This window comes from Stenotrophomonas sp. 8(2023), from assembly GCF_030345295.1.
In the GTDB taxonomy this organism is placed as follows: domain Bacteria; phylum Pseudomonadota; class Gammaproteobacteria; order Xanthomonadales; family Xanthomonadaceae; genus Stenotrophomonas; species Stenotrophomonas muris.
Map to the genome: position 1 here is coordinate 1,375,038 of NZ_CP128404.1, position 16,058 is coordinate 1,391,095.

The window sequence follows — 16,058 nt, forward strand, 5'->3', positions numbered from 1 at the left end:
TTTCCGGAGACCTGCATGATCCGACCCGTACGCTCCTTGTTGCTGGCACTCATTCTGGCCACCACGGCCGCAGCCGCGGCGACGACACCGGTGCAAGGCGACCAGCTCGAGCAGGTCGTCCTGCTCAGCCGCCACAACCTGCGCGCGCCGGTGGTGGCGTCGGGCGCCCTTGCCCATGCCACGCCGGAGCGCTGGCCACGCTGGGACGTAGGCCCCGGCGAGCTGACCACCAAGGGCGGCGTGCTGGAAGTCTACATGGGGCGCTACATCGGCCAGTGGCTGCGCCAGGCGCAATTGTTGTCGGCGTCGGGTTGCCCGCAGCCGGCTGACTTCCACGCCCATGCCAACAGCCTGCAGCGTACCCAGGCCACCGCGCAGTTCTTCATTGCCGGTGCGTTTCCGGGCTGCCATGTTGCGGTCGAACAGCGCATGGCGCTGGGGACGATGGATCCGCTGTTCGACCCGGTGATCCACAACGATGACGCGGCATTCCGCAAGCGCGCGCTGGCGGCAATGCAGCAGGCGCTGACAGCATCGGATCTGGCACCCGCACTGTCCGTGGTGGAGGAAATCACCCGTTACCCGCAGTCGGCGGCCTGTACGGGGCGCAGCGACTGTCATCTGGTGCTGGGCGACACGACCTTCAATGCGGAGCCGGGCAAGGAGCCACGCGCTTCGGGTTCACTGGCACTGGCCAGCGGTCTGGTCGATGCCCTGCTGATGGAGCATTACCAGGGAAGTGGCGTTCCGCGCGAAGGTTGGGGCCGCTTGAACACGGAAGGCCAATGGATGGCGCTGGCGCAGATCCGCAACCGCTACCAGGACATCCTGTTCGGAACACCCGCGGTGGCGCGTGACGTGGCCGCTCCGCTGCTGGCGCGCGTGGATGCGTCGTTCGGTGATCCGGCGTCGCCGAAGGTGATCCTGCTGGTCGGCCATGATTCCAATATCGGTTCGGTGCTGGCGGCGTTGGGAATCAGCGACTACAGCCTGCCAGGCCAGTACGAGAAGACGCCGATCGGCGGCCTGCTGCAGTTCGAGCGTTGGCGTGACCGCCAGAGCGGTGGCGAGCGGTTCCGCCTGGCCTACGTCTATCCGACCACCGCGCAGCTGCGCGATGCCGTGCCGCTGACCGAGGCGCAGCCGCCGGGACGCGTCGCACTGCCCTTGCCGGGCTGTGACCGGCAGGGCTGCAGCCGTGCGCAGTTCCAGCAGCTGCTACAGCGGGCCCGTCGCTGAAACAAGGGGCTATCGCAGCGGCGTGCGCACGATGCCCTGCGCAGCCATCAACGTAAGGTCGCCGCCCAGCCGTGGGGAACGGAACGGTCCGCGTGCATGCGCGGCATCGAACAGGCCGCCATCGGGTGAGCGCAAGCGGTAGAACTCGACCCAGCCGCTGGCCTGCAGGGGCAGCTGTGCAACGCCGGTGTGTTCGTTGAACCATGCAGGGTCCTTGCTGCCTTCGATGACGCGGCGGGCAAGACGGTCAATGGCGTGATCCCTGCTGGCGTACCAGTCCTGGCCGCGCAGCCGTGCCAGCTCGGCCATCATCACCAGCGGCGCCAATGCGTAGTCGTGGTAGTGCAGGGCGCGTTGCCCGCGCGCCATCTCCAGCGGCAGGCTGCCATCGTCCTGGATGTCATCGACGCCCTTCTGGAAGGCGGCGTGGCCGGCTTGCCACAGGGCATCGTCGTCGGTGGCCAGCCCGGTGGCCAGCACGCCCAGACCGCCCCAGTAGTAGTGGTTGTTGCGGCGCCGTTTCGGATTGTTCCAGTACGCCAGGTTGGCCCGGGCCAGCCTCTGCAACCACGGATCGATGCGCGCGCGCTGCCGGGCATCTGCCTGGTCGTGCACCTTCAGGTAGGCCATCGCTACCGCATCGAGCATCCACTGCCGCATGTAGAACGACTGGTTGTTGTTGACCCGGATCATCTGCCCGAGCATGGCGCCGTCGTCGGCCCACGCACCCAGCCAGTTCAGCGTGCACTGTGCGGCTGCCGGGTCACCGTCGCGCAGGTAGTCGTCGCTCATGCGCGCCACGTCGGCGGCATAGCGGTCCAGCGGCGCAGTGGCGTCCTTGTTCTGCTGGCGAAGTGCCGGGTCGATCACCGAACCAGCCTTGTCGGTGTAGTAGCCCAGGGCACGGATGTCGGGCTGTCCCGCCGGTGGCGGCGGGCAGGCAGCGTAGGCAGGAGTGCTGGCCAACAGCGCGGGCAGCAGCGCAAGACGCAAGAGGGGGAGAGACATGGACGCCGGCGGAAGGGGGAACCTGGCGAAAGATGCGCCCGGAGTTGTTCGCCAGGTGTGAGGTCACGCACGCCCGATGTGCAACGGTTCAGGACCGGAGCGGCTCCAACGTGGCGGGAAGGATGCGTTGCCCTGTAGGCGACGCGTGCCCTTCTGGGCTGCGGGGTTGCGATGTAGTCTGCGGGTGATTCACCTACTCTGGAGATCGACCATGAAAATCACGGACTTTCTGGTAATGGATCACTATGGCGACCAGATCGACGCCGATCCCCATGGCAACAACATTGCATTCTGCTGTTTCGACTGCGGGCATCCCATACTGGCCGTCGCGCTGGAGAACCAACGTGGGTTTGATGAAGTGCATCCGGCGGCATGCCGGGGCTGCAAGGTGAAGTACTTTCTTGATATCCGCAGCAATGCCGGGAAGCTGTACATACACCGGATGTGAGGCCGTCGGGCGCTTCAAACGAGAACGGCCCGGGAAGCCCGGGCCGTGAGGTGCTGCCAGAGCCGCGGGGCATTCAGCCCCGCAGCCGATCACTCGATCGGCTGGTCCAGCATCAGCTGGCGTGCGAAACGCACCGGCGGTGCGCCGTAGGACAGTACCTGGTCGTGGTACGCCTTCAGGTTGAACTTGTCGCCCAGCTTTTCCTGCACCGCCTTGCGGGTGTCGAAGTGTTCCTGCGCACCCACGAAGTAGGTCGGCAGCTGCGCCGAGGTCAGCTGCGCGCGCACCCACTTGCCGGCCGCTTCGCTTTCCTGCTGGAACGCGTCGTGGGTCATCAGGTGCATCGCCTTCTCGCGATCCCAGTTGTCCACGTGCACGCCCTGGTCGAGGATCGCGTTGGAGATCGTGCGCAGGTAGAACTTCAGCTGCACCAGGTGGAACAGCGGGTCGTTGTCGAGGTAGCCCTGCTCCTGCATCATGCGCTCGGTATAGACCGCCCAGCCTTCGGCGAACAGGCCCGAACGCAGCACCGCACGCAGGGTGGAGGGGAACTTGGCCGAGTGCCAGCCTTCCAGGTAATGGCCCGGGGTGCCTTCGTGGATGCTCAGCAGGTGGATCATGAGCGAGTTGTATTCACGCAGGAACGAGTCGACCTGCTTCTCGTTCCAGTCGTCCGGAATCGGCGACACGGCGTAGAAGGTCTTCAGGTTCTTGTCCAGCGGGCCCGGAGAGTCGCAGTAGGCCACGGCCACGCCACGCTGGAATTCCGGCATCAGGATGATGTCCACCGGCGCGTCGGGCAGGGTCACCAGGTCGTGCTCGCGCACGAACGCGGTGGACTGCTCCAGCGCGGCCTTGGCATCATCGACCACCTTGTCGCGCGCCGGCTTGTCGGCGTAGGCCAGTTCCAGTGCGGCCTCGATCGCCTTCTGCTGCTGCTCGTCGGTCGGCTGGGCCGGCATCTCCGGGGCACCCGGCTTGTCCTTCAGTACGGTCTGCGCGATGCCGTACATGTCCTCGCGCACGCGCTTGAGTTCGGCGCGTGCACGCTCACCGATCTCCTGGCGCGACAGCGAGGAGCTCAGCGCGAACTTCAGCTTCTGGTCGTACTTTTCCGCACCAATGCGGAAGTCGCCCTTGGCGTTCGGCACCAGGGTCTTGTCCAGCCAGGTCTGCTGCTCGTCCACGGCCTTCTTCAGGCCGTCGATGGCGGCCTGCAGGCGCTGCTGGTCGGCCTGCGGCAGTTCGCCGATGTGCGGGGTGATGAAGGTATCGACGATGCTGAGGATGCCCTTGTTCTGCTTGGCCACCGTCTCGGCATGGATCTTCGGAACGCGGGCCGGATCCAGGTTCTCGCGTGCCTGGGCGAAGATCGCCGGCAGCTTTTCCATGCGCGCGGTCGCCGACTTCAGGCGTTCCGGCAGCGGTGCGAACTCCCGGGCCATCAGGCCATAGATCGCGCTGCCGGCGATGCCGTTGTACAGCTGCGGGTCCCACTTGCCGGACTGGAGCACTTCGGCGTTCCAGATTTCCGACTGCAGCTGGTTGCGCAGGATCGCCGCGTCCACCTGGTTCTCGCGGCCCAGCTTGGCCACCTCGATCTTGTCCAGCTCGCCCAGCAGCGCCTTGTAGGCGGCCACGGTCTTCTGCTGGCCGGCGGCGCTCAGGTCGTCCAGTTCGCCGTCGTAGCGGTGGTCACCGATCTGGGTGGCGCTGACCGGCGACCGCTGCATCCAGGTGTCCAGGGCGCGCTTGGACAGATCGGCGAAGGCGGCATCGACCGCCGCGTCACCGGCCTGCTGGCTGGTGGCCGGGGTGGAAGCGTTGGTCGGGGCGTCGGCAGGCTGGCAACCGGCCAGCGCAGCGACCAGGGCGAGGGCAAGAAGATGCGGGCGCATCGGCATTCCTGTACGGGGTCAAACCCTGAGCATAGGGCCCCGTCGCTGCTTTGTCCCCGTGCCATAGGATTACCATGGGCGGTTTCAAGGACCCTCCAAAGGAGCGCAGGACATGGAATACCAGGGAAGCTGCCATTGCGGCAGGATCGCATTCACCGTACAGGCCGAGGCGCCGATCAGCGACGTCATCGACTGCAACTGCTCGATGTGCCGCCGTCGCGGCAGCCTGCTGTGGTTCGCCCCGCGCGAGGCGTTCCAGCTGGCCACCGATCCGGCTGACGTGGCCACCTACCACTTCAACAAGGCGCATATCGACCACCACCACTGCCGCCAATGCGGTATCGCCCCCTACAGCGAAGCGATCGATCCGCGTACTGGCACACCGATGGTGGCGGTGAACGTTCGCTGCGTGCCGCAGGTCGATCTGGCCGGTCTTTCGGTGACCTCCTACAACGGAGCCGCGCTGTGAGGCCGCTGTGCGCGTGGACGCGCACGCTGGCAGTGCCGGTGCTGCTGTTGGCACTGGCAGCCTGCGCCAAGAACGGTGAGCGCGCTGCAGAGGCGGGCGCGACCGCGGCCGATGCCGCTGTTGCTTCGCCGGAAGGCGCATTCCTGGCCTACGAACATGACGTGCAGGTGCAGCTGGAGGCGGCGCAGATCGCACCGCGCATCCAGCAGATCGCCCAGGCCTGCCAGAGCGCGAAGTTCGGCGACTGTGCAGTGTTGCAGGTCGACCAGCGCGGCGGCGAGCAGCCCAGCGGTGAAGTGAAGGTGCGCATCGCGCCGAAGGGCACCGAGCCGCTGATCGCGATGGCCGGTGAGGGCGGCACGCTGCAGTCGCGCAACACGCGCGCGGAGGACCTCGCGCAGGAAGTAGCGGACACCGCGCTGACCAAGTCCCGGCTGGAGAAGGAACACGCGCGGCTGTTGTCCTACCAGGACCGCAAGGACCTGAAGATCGAGGACCTGATGGCGATCACCACGCGGCTGTCGGAGATCGAAGCAGGCGTCGAGCAGGCCAACAAGGATGCCGCACAGCAGCGTCGGCGCATCGATACCCAGCTGGTGACGATCCACTTCGACACCACCTCGGGCCAGCGCAGCCGCAGCGAGATCGGCGAGGCGCTGAGCGAGTCGGGCAGCATCCTCAGCGGCAGCATTGCGTTCCTGATCCGCGCCGTCGCCGCGTTGCTGCCGGTGGGTGTGCTGGCCTTGGTCGTGGCCTGGGGTGTGCGGGCGTGGTGGCGTCGCCGCCGTCGCACGCTGCCGCCCACCCGCTGAGGAGACGGCTGATGCCGGCAGGGAGCCGGCGTCAGCCCTCGTCGGTCTCGTACTCGACGAACACATCCAGCTCCAGCGCCAGTTCCTGCACCGCGTCGCGCACCTTCTGCGCGGTGCTTTCATTGCCGACTTCCACTTCCAGCTCGTGGATGCCCGGGCCGATGTCATCGGACAGCCCCGCCGAACTGGAATCGTCGTCGTCCATGTGCGGCATCAGGTCGTCGGTTTCCTCGACATGTTCGATGCCCTCCAGGCCGAGCAGCAGGTCGCTGATGGCGCGGGCGTCGTCTTCGGTTCCGGTGATGCGCAGTCGCAGCATGGCCATGGCGTAGGTACGTTGTGGAGTTGCCTGCAGCCTAGCCAGCGCCGGGCAAAGAACGGGTGAGGGCGCAGTCAGGCGCGTGTGGCCGGGCGTCCGAGCAGGCTGTCCGGCAATGCGGGAATCGGCGTGCGTTCGTCCTGCGCCTGCTCCAGCAACCAGTCGATGAACAGGCGTGCGGCCGGGCTCGGCGGTTGTCCTTCGGCATGCACCACGTGATACGCATAGCGCGCCTTCAGCGCCGGGCCGGGCAGGCGTACCACCTCGTAGCGCTGCAGGTAGGGCTGCGCGATGTGGGTACGTGCCAGCACCGCGCCCATGCCGTACACCGCTGCACGCATCGCATCGGTGCTGTCGGCGAAGGTGTGCATCGGCGGCAGCGGCGAGGGCGGGCGCACGCCGGCATGACGGAACCAGTCGCGCCAGCCCTGCGGCGACAGGTCGGTCAGCAGCGGCAGGTCGGCGATGCGCGCCGGATCGACCAGTGCTTCGACCCCGGCCAGCGCCGGCGAGGCCACCGGGAACAGGTAGTCGTCCATCAGGTGCTGCGCACGCAGGCCCGGCCACTGGCCCAGACCGTAGCGGATGCCGACTTCCGGCCCATTGTCGTCGTAGCGATCCAGGCCGCTGCCGGTGTGCAGCTCGATGCGGATGTGCGGATGGGCCTGGGTGAAGCGCGGCAGCCGTGGCAGCAGCCAGCAGTAGGAGAGCGAGCGCAGCGTGGTGATCCGCAACGGCACGCTGTCGGCATCCGGCTGCAGGTGATGGGCGACGGCCGCGACATCGGTGAAGGCGGCGCTGGCGGCGTCGGCCAGTTGCCGGCCCTCGGCGGTCAGGCGCACGCCGCGGGCGTGGCGCAGGAACAGGCGTACTTCCAGCACTTCTTCCAGCCGGCGCACATGGTGGCTGACCGCGCTGGCGGTCAGGTGCAGCTCCTGCGCGGCCTGGGCGAAGTTCTGGTGGCGCGCGGCGACCGCGAACACGGCCAGTGCGGGGAGCAGGGAAGGGCGTAGCTGCATGTCGAGCCTCAAACCATATTTGTGGCTGGCAGCGATACTACGCGCTTGTGCGGCAGGCGTCTGCGCCCGATCCTGTCTGCCTTGGCGAGGAATTGACGATGGACGGAGGCGAGGCATGAATGCGGTCCCACAGGCAGCCGAGCGCGACTGGCGCACACCGCTGGAGTTGACCCTGCTGGGCGCCATCTGGGGCTGCTCGTTCCTGTTCATGCGGGTGGCGGTGCCGTCGTTCGGCCCGTTCGCGCTGGTCGAGGTGCGGCTGGTGCTGGGCGCGCTGGTGCTGCTGCCGTTCCTGTGGCGTGCCCGCGCGCAGTTCCCACCGCGCCGCTGGCTGTGGCTGGCACCGATCGGGCTGATCAACTCGGCGCTGCCGTTCGTGCTGTTCGCCTACGCGGCCGAGCGAGCCCCTGCGGCGATCGGCGCCATCTGCAATGCGATGACCGTGCTGTTTGCCGCGCTGATCGCCTTCCTGTTCTTCGGCGAGAAGATCGGCATGCGCCGCGCGGGCGCGTTGCTGGTCGGCTTCGCCGGCGTGGTGGTACTGGCCACGGCCAAAGTCTCGGGCCTGAGCATCGGCACTGCAGTGCTGGCTGGTGCGGCGGCCTCGCTGCTGTACGGCCTGGGCGTGAACCTGGTGAAGCGGCACATGACCGGCCTGCCCTCGGCGGCGGCCGCTGCTGCAACGCTGTCGTGTGCCTCGCTGTGGATGTTGCCGATGGCGGTGACCCACTGGCCGCAGGCGGCGATTCCGCTGAAGGCGTGGGGCGCGGCGATTGCCTTGGGCGTGGCCTGCACCGGGATGGCGTTCCTGATGTTCTACCGCCTGATCGGTCGTATCGGCCCGTCGCGGGCGTCGACGGTGACCTACCTGATTCCGCTGTTCGGCGCGGCGTTTGCGTGGTTGTTCCTGGGGGAGGCGGTGACGGTGCAGATGTTGATTGCGGGTGTGTTGATTCTGGGCAGCGTGGCGGTGAGTCAGAAGGGCTGAGCGCGCCGACGCACTGGTAGTGCCGGGCGCTGCCCGGCAGCTCTTTTCCACGCCTGCGGAGAGGTGTCACTTTCTTTGCTCGTGCAAAGAAAGTAACCAAAGAAACACGCCGCCAGGCCGCGAGCCGGTGCTGCGCACCGGTGCCCTGCGCTCCTCGGCCCGTCGAGGGACGGCGCGGGAACTCGCTGCGCTCAGACACCCGCGCCTCTTCGCCCTCGCCAGACCTGCGGTGCTCGGCTCGCTCAAGGCGGACTGGAAGGTCAAGATCAACAGCAAAAGCATCCACGCATTGCGTGGATCTTCTGGATGCAGCTGTGGCCTTTGAACTGGGTCCGCCTTGAGCGACCCGAGCATCGCAGGGGAATCAGGGGCGAAGAGGTGCCGATGTCCTGTAGAGCCGACTGCTAGTCGGCTGCCTTGTGCACACCGTCCCCTGATTCACCGAGAAGCGCAGGGGACCGACGTGCGAAACACGGCGGCTCGCGACCTGGCGGCGCGTTTCTTTTGGTTACTTTTCTTTGCGTACAAAGAAAAGTAACGCCCATGAACAGTGAAGCACCTTCAGCACGCGTCACGCGCAGGAAACCATCAGCGAACCGGCACCGGAATATTGCACAGATCGATATGCCCGGCCGGGCGCTTGTAGAAATCATCCACGCGGTTGCGCCGCGCCTCCACCGTATCGGCGAAGGTCTTCGAGTCGGTACGCAGTACCTGGATCGGCGTGCGCTCGGCTGCCGGCACGTCGCTGGCGCGGCGGATCGACACGATCGGCGTGCGCAGTGTCGGGTCGGTGTAGAAGCCCATCGGCGCCGGCCCGCGCGGCGTCGCGCTGAGCAGCTCCATGCCCTTCAGCACGCGACCGACCAGGGTGATGTTGCGGTCCAGCTGGCGCGGCGACTGTCCGGTCACCACGTACAGTTCGGCACCGATGCTGCTGTCTTCCTCGTTGCTGCGGCCCGCGCCCAGCATGCCGTAGCAATGTGCCAGCCAGGCCTTGCCGGCCTGCGGGTCCTGGCCGACCGGGAAGCCGTCGACAAAACCGGTCTGCGCGGCCCAGCCATCGCGGTCCGGCAGCACGGTGACCTTCAGGCCGGCGCTGGCGCGCTCGAACTCGGCCGGCAACTTGCGCGCGGCGCTGCCGAACGGCTTGGCCTTGGCTGCGTCATCGGCGTCGGCATCGCCGAACTGCACCACGAAGTTGTCCTGCGAGCGGTAGATGCTGGTGCCGTCCCAGAAATGCTCGTGGGCGAAGGTCTGGATGTTGGCGACATGGCGCGGGGCGAACTGCGGTGCCAGCTCGATGATGACCCGACCGGCCGGCAGGTCCATGTACAGCAGGTTGGCCGGGTCCGGGGTGCGCCAGTCGCTGGCCGCCGAGGCGTCGAGGATCTGCTGAGGGCTGCGGTAGGGCGTGGCCGCGCTGGCCAGGGCGGGCAGCAGGCAGGCCAGGGCGAGGGCGGTCAGGGCAAGGCAACGGCGGTGCGGCATGGGAACCCCGGAACATGAACGAGGCTTCGATTCTGCGCGAGCCGCGCAGCGGCGCCAACCGGGAGAGTGACTAACGACACATTCGCTATACCGAACTTCGCACTACTGTGGACTTCAACGTAGTGGAGGGCCGGTCATGTCCGAGGACGATGTCCACCTGAAGAAGTTCCAGAAGGAACTCAGCGCCGGAACGGTGTCGCTGGCCCTGCTGGCGGTGCTGGCCCGGGCCGGGGAGCCGCTGTACGGCTACCTCATTGCCAAGGAGCTGGAGCGGGTGGGCGAGGGCGTGCTGAGCGGCAAGCAGAGCGCGCTGTACCCGGTGCTGCGCAACCTGGAGGGCGCCGGCCTGCTGGAAAGCCATGTGGAGCCGTCCAGCAGCGGGCCGCCGCGGCGCTACTACCGCATCAATGAACGTGGCCGCGAGGTGCTGGCGCAGTGGCGCCACGCCTGGCAGGCCACCCGCGATTCCGTCGATTCCGTGTTGGAGGGGGTACCGCAATGAACGACCCGAGCCTGGCAGGCCGCGCCCTGCCCACGACCATCCCGCAGTACCTGGCGCAGCTGCGCGCGGCGCTGGAAGGTGCCGATCCGGCGATGGTGCAGGACGCGCTGTACGACGCCGAGGAATACCTGCGCTCGGAGCTGGCGGCGCAGCCCGGCCGCAGCGAGGCCGAGGTGATCGCCGACGTTGCCGGCAGCTATGGCGCGCCGGATGAAGTGGCCGACATCTACCGCGAGACCGAAGTGACGGTGAACCGCGCGCTGCGTACGCCGCGTGCGGATACCGCGCCGGTGCTGCGTGCAGCGGCGGAAGCCAGTGGCGTCGAGCCGGCCTCACCGCCGCAGGCGCCGGTGCAGCGTTCGCTGCTGGCGCGCTTCTTCGGCGTGGTGACCGATCCGCACACCTACGGTGCGCTGTTCTACATGCTGCTGTCGCTGGCCACCGGCATCTTCTTCTTCACCTGGGTGGTGACCGGCCTGTCATTGTCGCTGGGCCTGCTGATCCTGATCATCGGCATTCCGCTGACCGTGCTGTTCTTCGGCTCGGTGCGCGGGCTGGCGCTGCTGGAAGGACGGCTGGTGGAAGCGCTGCTGGGCGAGCGCATGCCGCGCCGCCCGCGTTACACCGACCGCAGCCGCACCTGGCTGCAGCGCATCGGCGACATGTTCACCGATGGCCGTACCTGGCTGACGCTGCTGTACTTCGTGCTGATGCTGCCGCTGGGCGTGATCTACTTCACCATCGCGGTGACGCTGCTGTCGCTGTCGCTGAGCCTGATCTGGGCGCCGGTCGCGGCGATCTTCAGTGGTGACATCCCCGGCGTGTACATCAACGACGTGAATGTGCTGCCGATGGCGGCCTCGCCGCTGGTGGCGATCGCGGTTGCTGCGGCGGGCGCACTGCTGCTGGTGCTGACGATGCACCTGGCACGCGGCATCGGCAAGCTGCATGGGCTGATTGCCAAGAACCTGCTGGTGCGGTTGTAAGCGGGCGCGCATGCTTCGGCAGGTGCCAACCTTGGTTGGCACAAGCCATCAGCGCCGGGACGTTTGGTGGGCTTTGCTTTGGCAGGTGCCAACCTTGGTTGGCACGATCCATCAGCTGCAGGGATTCACGGTAGAGCGCCAACCAAGGTTGGCATCTACCAAGGCGTACCGACCAAGGTCGGCACACGCCAGAGGCGAGTTACCCCGCCTTGCGCCGCAACGGGGTGACGTTGCTCTTCTTCTTCGCGGCCTTCGCCGCAGGGGCTTCGGCATGCGCGGCGAAGAAGTCGCGCACCTTCGGGTACACCACCTCGCGCCAGCGACGGCCGCTGAAGATGCCGTAGTGGCCGGCACCTTCGACGATGAAATGCTCACGGCGGTCCGCAGTGATGCCGGTGCACAGCGCCTGCGCGGCTTCGGTCTGACCAAGGCCGGCGATGTCGTCCAGCTCGCCTTCGATGCTCAGCAGCGCGGTATCGCGGATTGCCGACGGATCGACCTTCTCGCCGTTGACCACCCACTCGCCACGCGGCAGCAGGAAGTCCTGGAACACCACGCGGATGGTATCGAGGTAGTACCTGGCCGGCATGTCCAGCACCGCGTTGTACTCGTCGTAGAAACGACGGTGCGCGTCGGCGTCTTCCAGGTCGCCCTTGACCAGGTCGGTGTAGAAATCCCAGTGCGAGCTGAAGTGGCGGCTCGGGTTCATCGACAGGAAGCCGGCGTGCTGCAGGAAGCCCGGGTACACGCGGCGGCCGGCACCCGGATAGCTGGCCGGCACGGTGTGGATGACGTTGTTCTCGAACCACGACAGCGGGTTCTGCGTGGCCAGGTTGTTCACTGCGGTCGGGCTGCAGCGCGCATCGATCGGGCCACCCATCATCACCAGCGTGCGCGGCGTCGGTTCACCACGGCTGGCCATCAGTGAAACCGCGGCCAGCACCGGTACGGTCGGCTGGCACACGCTCACCACGTGCAGGCGTTCGACGCCGAGGTGGCGGATGAACTCCTGGATGTAGGCGATGTAGTCATCCAACCCGAACTCGCCTTCGCTGGCCGGCACCATGCGCGCGTCGACCCAGTCGGTGACGTACACGCGGTGGTCGCGCAGCAGCGTGCGCACGGTGTCGCGCAGCAGCGTGGCGTGGTGGCCGGACAGCGGCGCCACCACCAGCACGAACGGCTGGTTGAGCATGGTGTGCAGCTGGTCGGCTTCATTGCTGTGGCGCTTGAAGCGCAGCAGCTTGCAGAACGGCTTGCTCACTTCCTCGTGCACGACGATCGGCACGCGCTCGCCATCGACGTCGATTTCGTTGATGCCCCACTCGGGCTTCTCGTAATCCTTGCCGATGCGGTGGAAGAGTTCATTGACCGCCGCCAGGCGATCAGCGCCGGGCATCTGCGACCACCAGTGGCCCTGGTTGGCGAAGAACCTGGCGTTGGCCTGGGCCTGGTGCACCCAGGGGGCGAGCAGGTTGCGGGTCAGTTCGTGCAGTTGATAGAGCATGACGACCGAATATGTATGGTCATATGTTGCCGCGCAGCATATCCCATCCAGGTGTCCCGCAGGTTAAGTCGGCTGAAAATAATGAATCCGGATTCACATCCGTTCCAGCGCGGCCGCATCGCCCGCCAGGGCGGGGCCGAGCCAGCAGTGCGACCCTACCGGCTGCAGGCCCTGGCCGGCCAGCGTGCGGCGGTACCAGCGCGCCGGTCGGGCCTGGAAGCCGTCGTGGTCGCCTTCGAACGCGTCCTCGGCGGCGAAGGTCTCCAGGAAGGCCACGCCGCCGGTCAGCTCGGCCACGCCGGCCAGTCCTGCACGCAGCTCGCGGTCGGGCACGTAGTGCATCACGTCCGAACACACCAGCAGGTCAACCGGGGCGCAGGGCCGCAGCCAGGCGAAGTCGCCGAAGCGGGCCAGGTGCAGGTTGCGGGTCCTGCCGTAGCGGCGCACAGCGTACTCGCTGCTGTCGAAGCCGAGATATTCGACCTTCGGACGCAGCTTCAGCAGCGGCGCGCGCCAGGCGCCTTCACCGCAGCCGATATCCAGCACGCTGCGGATCGGTCGCTCCAGGTAGTACTCGGCGCTGGCCACGGCCAACGCCACCTTGCGCCCCAGGCGGGCGCTGCCGCCGATATCGGTACGGCGGTACCAGCGTTGGAAATAGGCGGCGTCGTAGGTCTTGTCCATGGGGCAGTGCGCGATCGGGGAAAACGGCGCCTATCGTACGGTGTTGCGGCGCGCCATGCGTCGATGTGTCGCGGCGCGCGTGCCTGCGGCGGCTTCGCCACGGCATGCGAGAATGGCCGCCAACCTACGCCAGCCGCCGGAGCGAGCGCATGCAGAGCTACTACTGGGTCAAGACCTTCCACATCGTGTTCGTGGTGGCGTGGATGGCCACGGTGTTCTACCTGCCGCGCATCCTGGTGAACCTGGCCGAGACCGCGGGCCAGCCGGCGGTGACCGAGCGCCTGCAGCTGATGGGCCTGCGCCTGTACCGCTTCGGCCACTCGATGTTCGGCCTGGCGTTCCTGCTCGGCCTGGTGCTGTGGCTGGGCTACAAGGTCATCCCCGATTTCCCGACCATGGTGGCGCCGGGAGCTGCCGGCTGGCTGCACGCCAAGCTGGGGCTGGTGGTGGTGCTGCTGGTGTACTTCGGCTGGACCGGCCGCCTGCTCAAGGGCGTGGCCAAGGGCCGGGCGCTGCCGTCGTCGCGCGCGCTGCGCTGGATCAACGAGATCCCGCTGCTGGCGTTCATTCCGATCGTGTGGCTGGTGCTGGCCAAGCCGTTCTGAGGCGGGGTCACCTGCGTCCGGTAGATCCACGCCATGCGTGGATGCTGTCAGGGCGCAAACGAAGGAGCCGGGCAAATGCCCGGCTCTTTCATTTCTGCAATCACCTCGTGTTGCCGGCCAGCGGCCGGCACTACCGGGCTTAGGCTGCTTCGTACGTGCCGTAACTGCGCAGGCGCGTGTAGCGCTGTTCCAGCAGCTGTTCGGTGGACAGCTTGTCCAGCGCGTCCAGTTCGTTCAGCAGCACGGCCTTCAGGCGCTTGGCCATCTGCGTCGGGTTGCGGTGGGCGCCACCGGTCGGCTCGCGCACGACCTTGTCGACCAGGCCCAGGCTCTTCAGGCGCGGCGCGGTCAGGCCCAGCTGTTCGGCCGCTTCCTTGGCCTTGCCCGCGTCCTTCCACAGGATCGAGGCGCAGCCTTCCGGGGTGATGGTCGAGTACACCGCGTATTCCAGCATCACGGTGCGGTCGCCCACACCCAGTGCCAACGCACCGCCGGAGCCGCCTTCACCGATCACGGTGCAGATGATCGGCACCTTCAGCTCGGCCATCTCGATCAGGTTGCGCGCGATCGCTTCGGACTGGCCGCGCGACTCGGCGTCGATGCCCGGCCAGGCGCCGGCGGTGTCGATCAGGGTCAGCACCGGCAGGCCGAAGCGCTCGGCCATCTTCATCAGGCGCAGTGCCTTGCGGTAACCCTCCGGCTTGGGCATGCCGAAGTTGCGCTTGATCTTTTCCTTGGTGTCGCGGCCCTTCTGGTGGCCGATCACCATTACCGCGCGGCCATTGATGCGGGCCAGGCCGCCCATGATCGCCTTGTCGTCGGCGAAGGCGCGGTCACCGGCCAGCTCCTGGAACTCATCGAACATGACGCGGAGGTAGTCGGCGGTGTACGGGCGCGACGGGTGGCGGGCCAGCTGCAGCACCTGCCACGAGGTCAGGTTGCGGAAGATCTGCGCGGTGCGCATGCGCAGCTTGTCCTGCAGCGCGTGCACTTCCGCCTCGACATTGACCGCCGGCCCGGCACTGGCGTTGCGCAGCTCCTGGATCTTGGCTTCCAGGTCGGCGATGGGTTGCTCGAAGTCGAGGTAGTTCGGATTCATCGGAAGCCGTCGTGTAAAGAAGGGGGGAATTCTAGCCGAATGCGTGCAAACCACCCGTACGCCTTCGTCTGGAAGGCGACGGTAGCGCAGCCGGGCAGGGGGCGCCAGTCAGCTCAGGGCACCACCAGGGCGCTGCGGCCCATCAACTGGCTGCGCTGGGAGACGAAGTCGTTGTAGGCCTCGTTGGCTTCCCGGCCAAGGCCGCTGCCCAGGGTGGCAGTGGCCGAGGTGAAGGCCATCTGCGCGGCGAAATCCTGCTTGCGCAGGGCCTTCTGTTCATCGGCGGTGGTGGCCTTCAGCCAGCGCGCGTAGACCTCGCGCAGGGGCGCGGCGTGGGCCTCGAAGGCCGGCACCAGCGCCGGCAGGCTGGCCGGGGCCGGTTCCAGGCTGTAGGCCGGGGCCACGTAGCCACCTGGCTGTTCGCGCTTGAACGCGCCGGGCTCGCCCATGCCTTCTTCCACGTAAGCGATGAAGTCGGGAGCGGTGAACACCTTGGCCACGATCTGGCCGCCGCTGGAATCAACGTGGGCCACCACCTTTTCCTTGGGGAAGGGTTCGCGCACGCCGTAGGTCCAGGTCTTGTCGATGAACAGGTCGTGGCGCTTCTCGAACGGGCCTTCGAAGTCGACGCCGCCGAGCTGGATACCGCTGTTGCCGACGCCGAAGTTCTTCACCTTGCTCTCGTCGGTGACGTAGATCTCGCGGGCGATCACGTACTCGCTGAGGGTCGGATTGATCAGCCCGCCACGACCGTCGACGTAGACGATGAAGCGCACATCACCGAGCTTGTCGGTATGCAGGCGATGCTCGCCGACAGCGAGCGAGACCGGGCGCGAGCCCTGTGCGGCCACCGGCAGGTCCTGGCCGTCGATGCTCAACGCCAGCGGCGTGTCGGTCGGGTTGTCGATCTGGAACTCGATCTTCGACGGGGAGCAGGCGGCCAGGGCCAGTGCGGCAGCGAACGGGAACAGCAGGGTCTTCATC

The 16,058-nt window shown here is 67.1% G+C and carries 17 protein-coding genes; 8 read left to right on the plus strand and 9 right to left on the minus strand.

What is annotated here, in order from left to right:
• Positions 1–15 precede the first annotated feature (15 nt).
• Positions 16–1,239, plus strand: coding sequence for a bifunctional glucose-1-phosphatase/inositol phosphatase (agp, locus tag QP609_RS06340; RefSeq protein ID WP_197621007.1), 1,224 nt, complete (start codon positions 16–18; stop codon positions 1,237–1,239).
• Positions 1,240–1,248: 9 nt separating this feature from the next.
• Here the strand turns inward: agp and QP609_RS06345 are convergent, their stop codons facing one another.
• Entirely contained in the window at positions 1,249–2,247 is a 999-nt protein-coding gene (locus QP609_RS06345) for a polysaccharide lyase (protein WP_046429697.1), read from the minus strand.
• A gap of 211 nt (positions 2,248–2,458) precedes the next feature.
• Here QP609_RS06345 and QP609_RS06350 point away from each other — a divergent pair, with 211 nt between their 5' ends.
• Complete coding sequence (locus QP609_RS06350; protein ID WP_046429698.1) at positions 2,459–2,695, plus strand: hypothetical protein; 237 nt, start codon at positions 2,459–2,461, stop codon at positions 2,693–2,695.
• Between the two features lie 89 nt (positions 2,696–2,784).
• On the opposite strand, the gene QP609_RS06355 is transcribed toward QP609_RS06350, so the two are convergent.
• Positions 2,785–4,593 carry a DUF885 domain-containing protein gene (locus tag QP609_RS06355; RefSeq protein WP_197621006.1) on the minus strand — a complete coding sequence of 603 codons (1,809 nt, stop codon included), beginning with the start codon at positions 4,591–4,593 and terminating at the stop codon, positions 2,785–2,787.
• Positions 4,594–4,705: 112 nt separating this feature from the next.
• On the opposite strand from QP609_RS06355, the gene QP609_RS06360 reads away from it, so the two are divergent.
• Complete coding sequence (locus QP609_RS06360) at positions 4,706–5,062, plus strand: GFA family protein (protein WP_014646478.1); 357 nt, start codon at positions 4,706–4,708, stop codon at positions 5,060–5,062.
• Positions 5,059–5,874: a DUF4349 domain-containing protein gene (locus QP609_RS06365; RefSeq protein ID WP_032956827.1), complete on the plus strand. Its 816-nt coding sequence runs from the start codon at positions 5,059–5,061 to the stop codon at positions 5,872–5,874. Before QP609_RS06360 ends, QP609_RS06365 begins: the two co-directional genes overlap by 4 nt.
• A 31-nt stretch (positions 5,875–5,905) precedes the next feature.
• Here the strand turns inward: QP609_RS06365 and QP609_RS06370 are convergent, their stop codons facing one another.
• A complete protein-coding gene (locus QP609_RS06370) occupies positions 5,906–6,199 on the minus strand; it encodes a hypothetical protein (RefSeq protein WP_005408721.1) in 294 nt (97 codons plus the stop codon).
• A gap of 68 nt (positions 6,200–6,267) precedes the next feature.
• Complete coding sequence (locus QP609_RS06375; RefSeq protein ID WP_014646480.1) at positions 6,268–7,212, minus strand: LysR substrate-binding domain-containing protein; 945 nt, start codon at positions 7,210–7,212, stop codon at positions 6,268–6,270.
• 115 nt (positions 7,213–7,327) lie between these two features.
• On the opposite strand from QP609_RS06375, the gene QP609_RS06380 reads away from it, so the two are divergent.
• A complete protein-coding gene (locus QP609_RS06380; RefSeq protein ID WP_197621005.1) occupies positions 7,328–8,200 on the plus strand; it encodes a DMT family transporter in 873 nt (290 codons plus the stop codon).
• A gap of 588 nt (positions 8,201–8,788) precedes the next feature.
• On the opposite strand, the gene QP609_RS06385 is transcribed toward QP609_RS06380, so the two are convergent.
• Positions 8,789–9,691, minus strand: coding sequence for a peptidylprolyl isomerase (locus tag QP609_RS06385; protein ID WP_075075656.1), 903 nt, complete (start codon positions 9,689–9,691; stop codon positions 8,789–8,791).
• Between the two features lie 136 nt (positions 9,692–9,827).
• On the opposite strand from QP609_RS06385, the gene QP609_RS06390 reads away from it, so the two are divergent.
• Both QP609_RS06390 and QP609_RS06395 read left to right on the plus strand, forming a co-directional pair.
• Positions 9,828–10,193: a PadR family transcriptional regulator gene (locus QP609_RS06390; protein ID WP_059033797.1), complete on the plus strand. Its 366-nt coding sequence runs from the start codon at positions 9,828–9,830 to the stop codon at positions 10,191–10,193.
• Complete coding sequence (locus QP609_RS06395) at positions 10,190–11,179, plus strand: sensor domain-containing protein (RefSeq protein ID WP_014646483.1); 990 nt, start codon at positions 10,190–10,192, stop codon at positions 11,177–11,179. Before QP609_RS06390 ends, QP609_RS06395 begins: the two co-directional genes overlap by 4 nt.
• A gap of 199 nt (positions 11,180–11,378) precedes the next feature.
• On the opposite strand, the gene phaZ is transcribed toward QP609_RS06395, so the two are convergent.
• Entirely contained in the window at positions 11,379–12,686 is a 1,308-nt protein-coding gene (gene phaZ / locus QP609_RS06400; RefSeq protein WP_014646484.1) for a polyhydroxyalkanoate depolymerase, read from the minus strand.
• A gap of 93 nt (positions 12,687–12,779) precedes the next feature.
• Positions 12,780–13,370, minus strand: coding sequence for a class I SAM-dependent methyltransferase (locus QP609_RS06405; protein ID WP_197621004.1), 591 nt, complete (start codon positions 13,368–13,370; stop codon positions 12,780–12,782).
• 149 nt (positions 13,371–13,519) lie between these two features.
• Here QP609_RS06405 and QP609_RS06410 point away from each other — a divergent pair, with 149 nt between their 5' ends.
• Complete coding sequence (locus tag QP609_RS06410) at positions 13,520–13,975, plus strand: CopD family protein (protein WP_014646486.1); 456 nt, start codon at positions 13,520–13,522, stop codon at positions 13,973–13,975.
• 139 nt (positions 13,976–14,114) lie between these two features.
• On the opposite strand, the gene QP609_RS06415 is transcribed toward QP609_RS06410, so the two are convergent.
• Both QP609_RS06415 and QP609_RS06420 read right to left on the minus strand, forming a co-directional pair.
• Entirely contained in the window at positions 14,115–15,074 is a 960-nt protein-coding gene (locus QP609_RS06415; RefSeq protein ID WP_014646487.1) for an acetyl-CoA carboxylase carboxyltransferase subunit alpha, read from the minus strand.
• Between the two features lie 113 nt (positions 15,075–15,187).
• Positions 15,188–16,057 (minus strand): hypothetical protein, encoded by an 870-nt coding sequence (locus tag QP609_RS06420; protein ID WP_014646488.1) that lies wholly within the window; start codon positions 16,055–16,057, stop codon positions 15,188–15,190.
• Between the last annotated feature and the right edge of the window lies 1 nt (position 16,058).

Coding starts and splice junctions, on each gene's coding strand:
- QP609_RS06360 (WP_014646478.1), top strand. CDS start 4,706: ATGGAATACCAGGGAAGCTGCCATTGCGGCAGGATCGCATTCACCGTA.
- QP609_RS06410 (WP_014646486.1), top strand. CDS start 13,520: ATGCAGAGCTACTACTGGGTCAAGACCTTCCACATCGTGTTCGTGGTG.
- QP609_RS06405 (WP_197621004.1), bottom strand. CDS start 13,370: ATGGACAAGACCTACGACGCCGCCTATTTCCAACGCTGGTACCGCCGT.
- QP609_RS06385 (WP_075075656.1), bottom strand. CDS start 9,691: ATGCCGCACCGCCGTTGCCTTGCCCTGACCGCCCTCGCCCTGGCCTGC.
- QP609_RS06415 (WP_014646487.1), bottom strand. CDS start 15,074: ATGAATCCGAACTACCTCGACTTCGAGCAACCCATCGCCGACCTGGAA.
- QP609_RS06395 (WP_014646483.1), top strand. CDS start 10,190: ATGAACGACCCGAGCCTGGCAGGCCGCGCCCTGCCCACGACCATCCCG.
- phaZ (WP_014646484.1), bottom strand. CDS start 12,686: ATGCTCTATCAACTGCACGAACTGACCCGCAACCTGCTCGCCCCCTGG.
- QP609_RS06375 (WP_014646480.1), bottom strand. CDS start 7,212: ATGCAGCTACGCCCTTCCCTGCTCCCCGCACTGGCCGTGTTCGCGGTC.
- QP609_RS06390 (WP_059033797.1), top strand. CDS start 9,828: ATGTCCGAGGACGATGTCCACCTGAAGAAGTTCCAGAAGGAACTCAGC.
- QP609_RS06355 (WP_197621006.1), bottom strand. CDS start 4,593: ATGCGCCCGCATCTTCTTGCCCTCGCCCTGGTCGCTGCGCTGGCCGGT.
- QP609_RS06345 (WP_046429697.1), bottom strand. CDS start 2,247: ATGTCTCTCCCCCTCTTGCGTCTTGCGCTGCTGCCCGCGCTGTTGGCC.
- QP609_RS06350 (WP_046429698.1), top strand. CDS start 2,459: ATGAAAATCACGGACTTTCTGGTAATGGATCACTATGGCGACCAGATC.
- QP609_RS06420 (WP_014646488.1), bottom strand. CDS start 16,057: ATGAAGACCCTGCTGTTCCCGTTCGCTGCCGCACTGGCCCTGGCCGCC.
- QP609_RS06370 (WP_005408721.1), bottom strand. CDS start 6,199: ATGGCCATGCTGCGACTGCGCATCACCGGAACCGAAGACGACGCCCGC.
- agp (WP_197621007.1), top strand. CDS start 16: ATGATCCGACCCGTACGCTCCTTGTTGCTGGCACTCATTCTGGCCACC.
- QP609_RS06380 (WP_197621005.1), top strand. CDS start 7,328: ATGAATGCGGTCCCACAGGCAGCCGAGCGCGACTGGCGCACACCGCTG.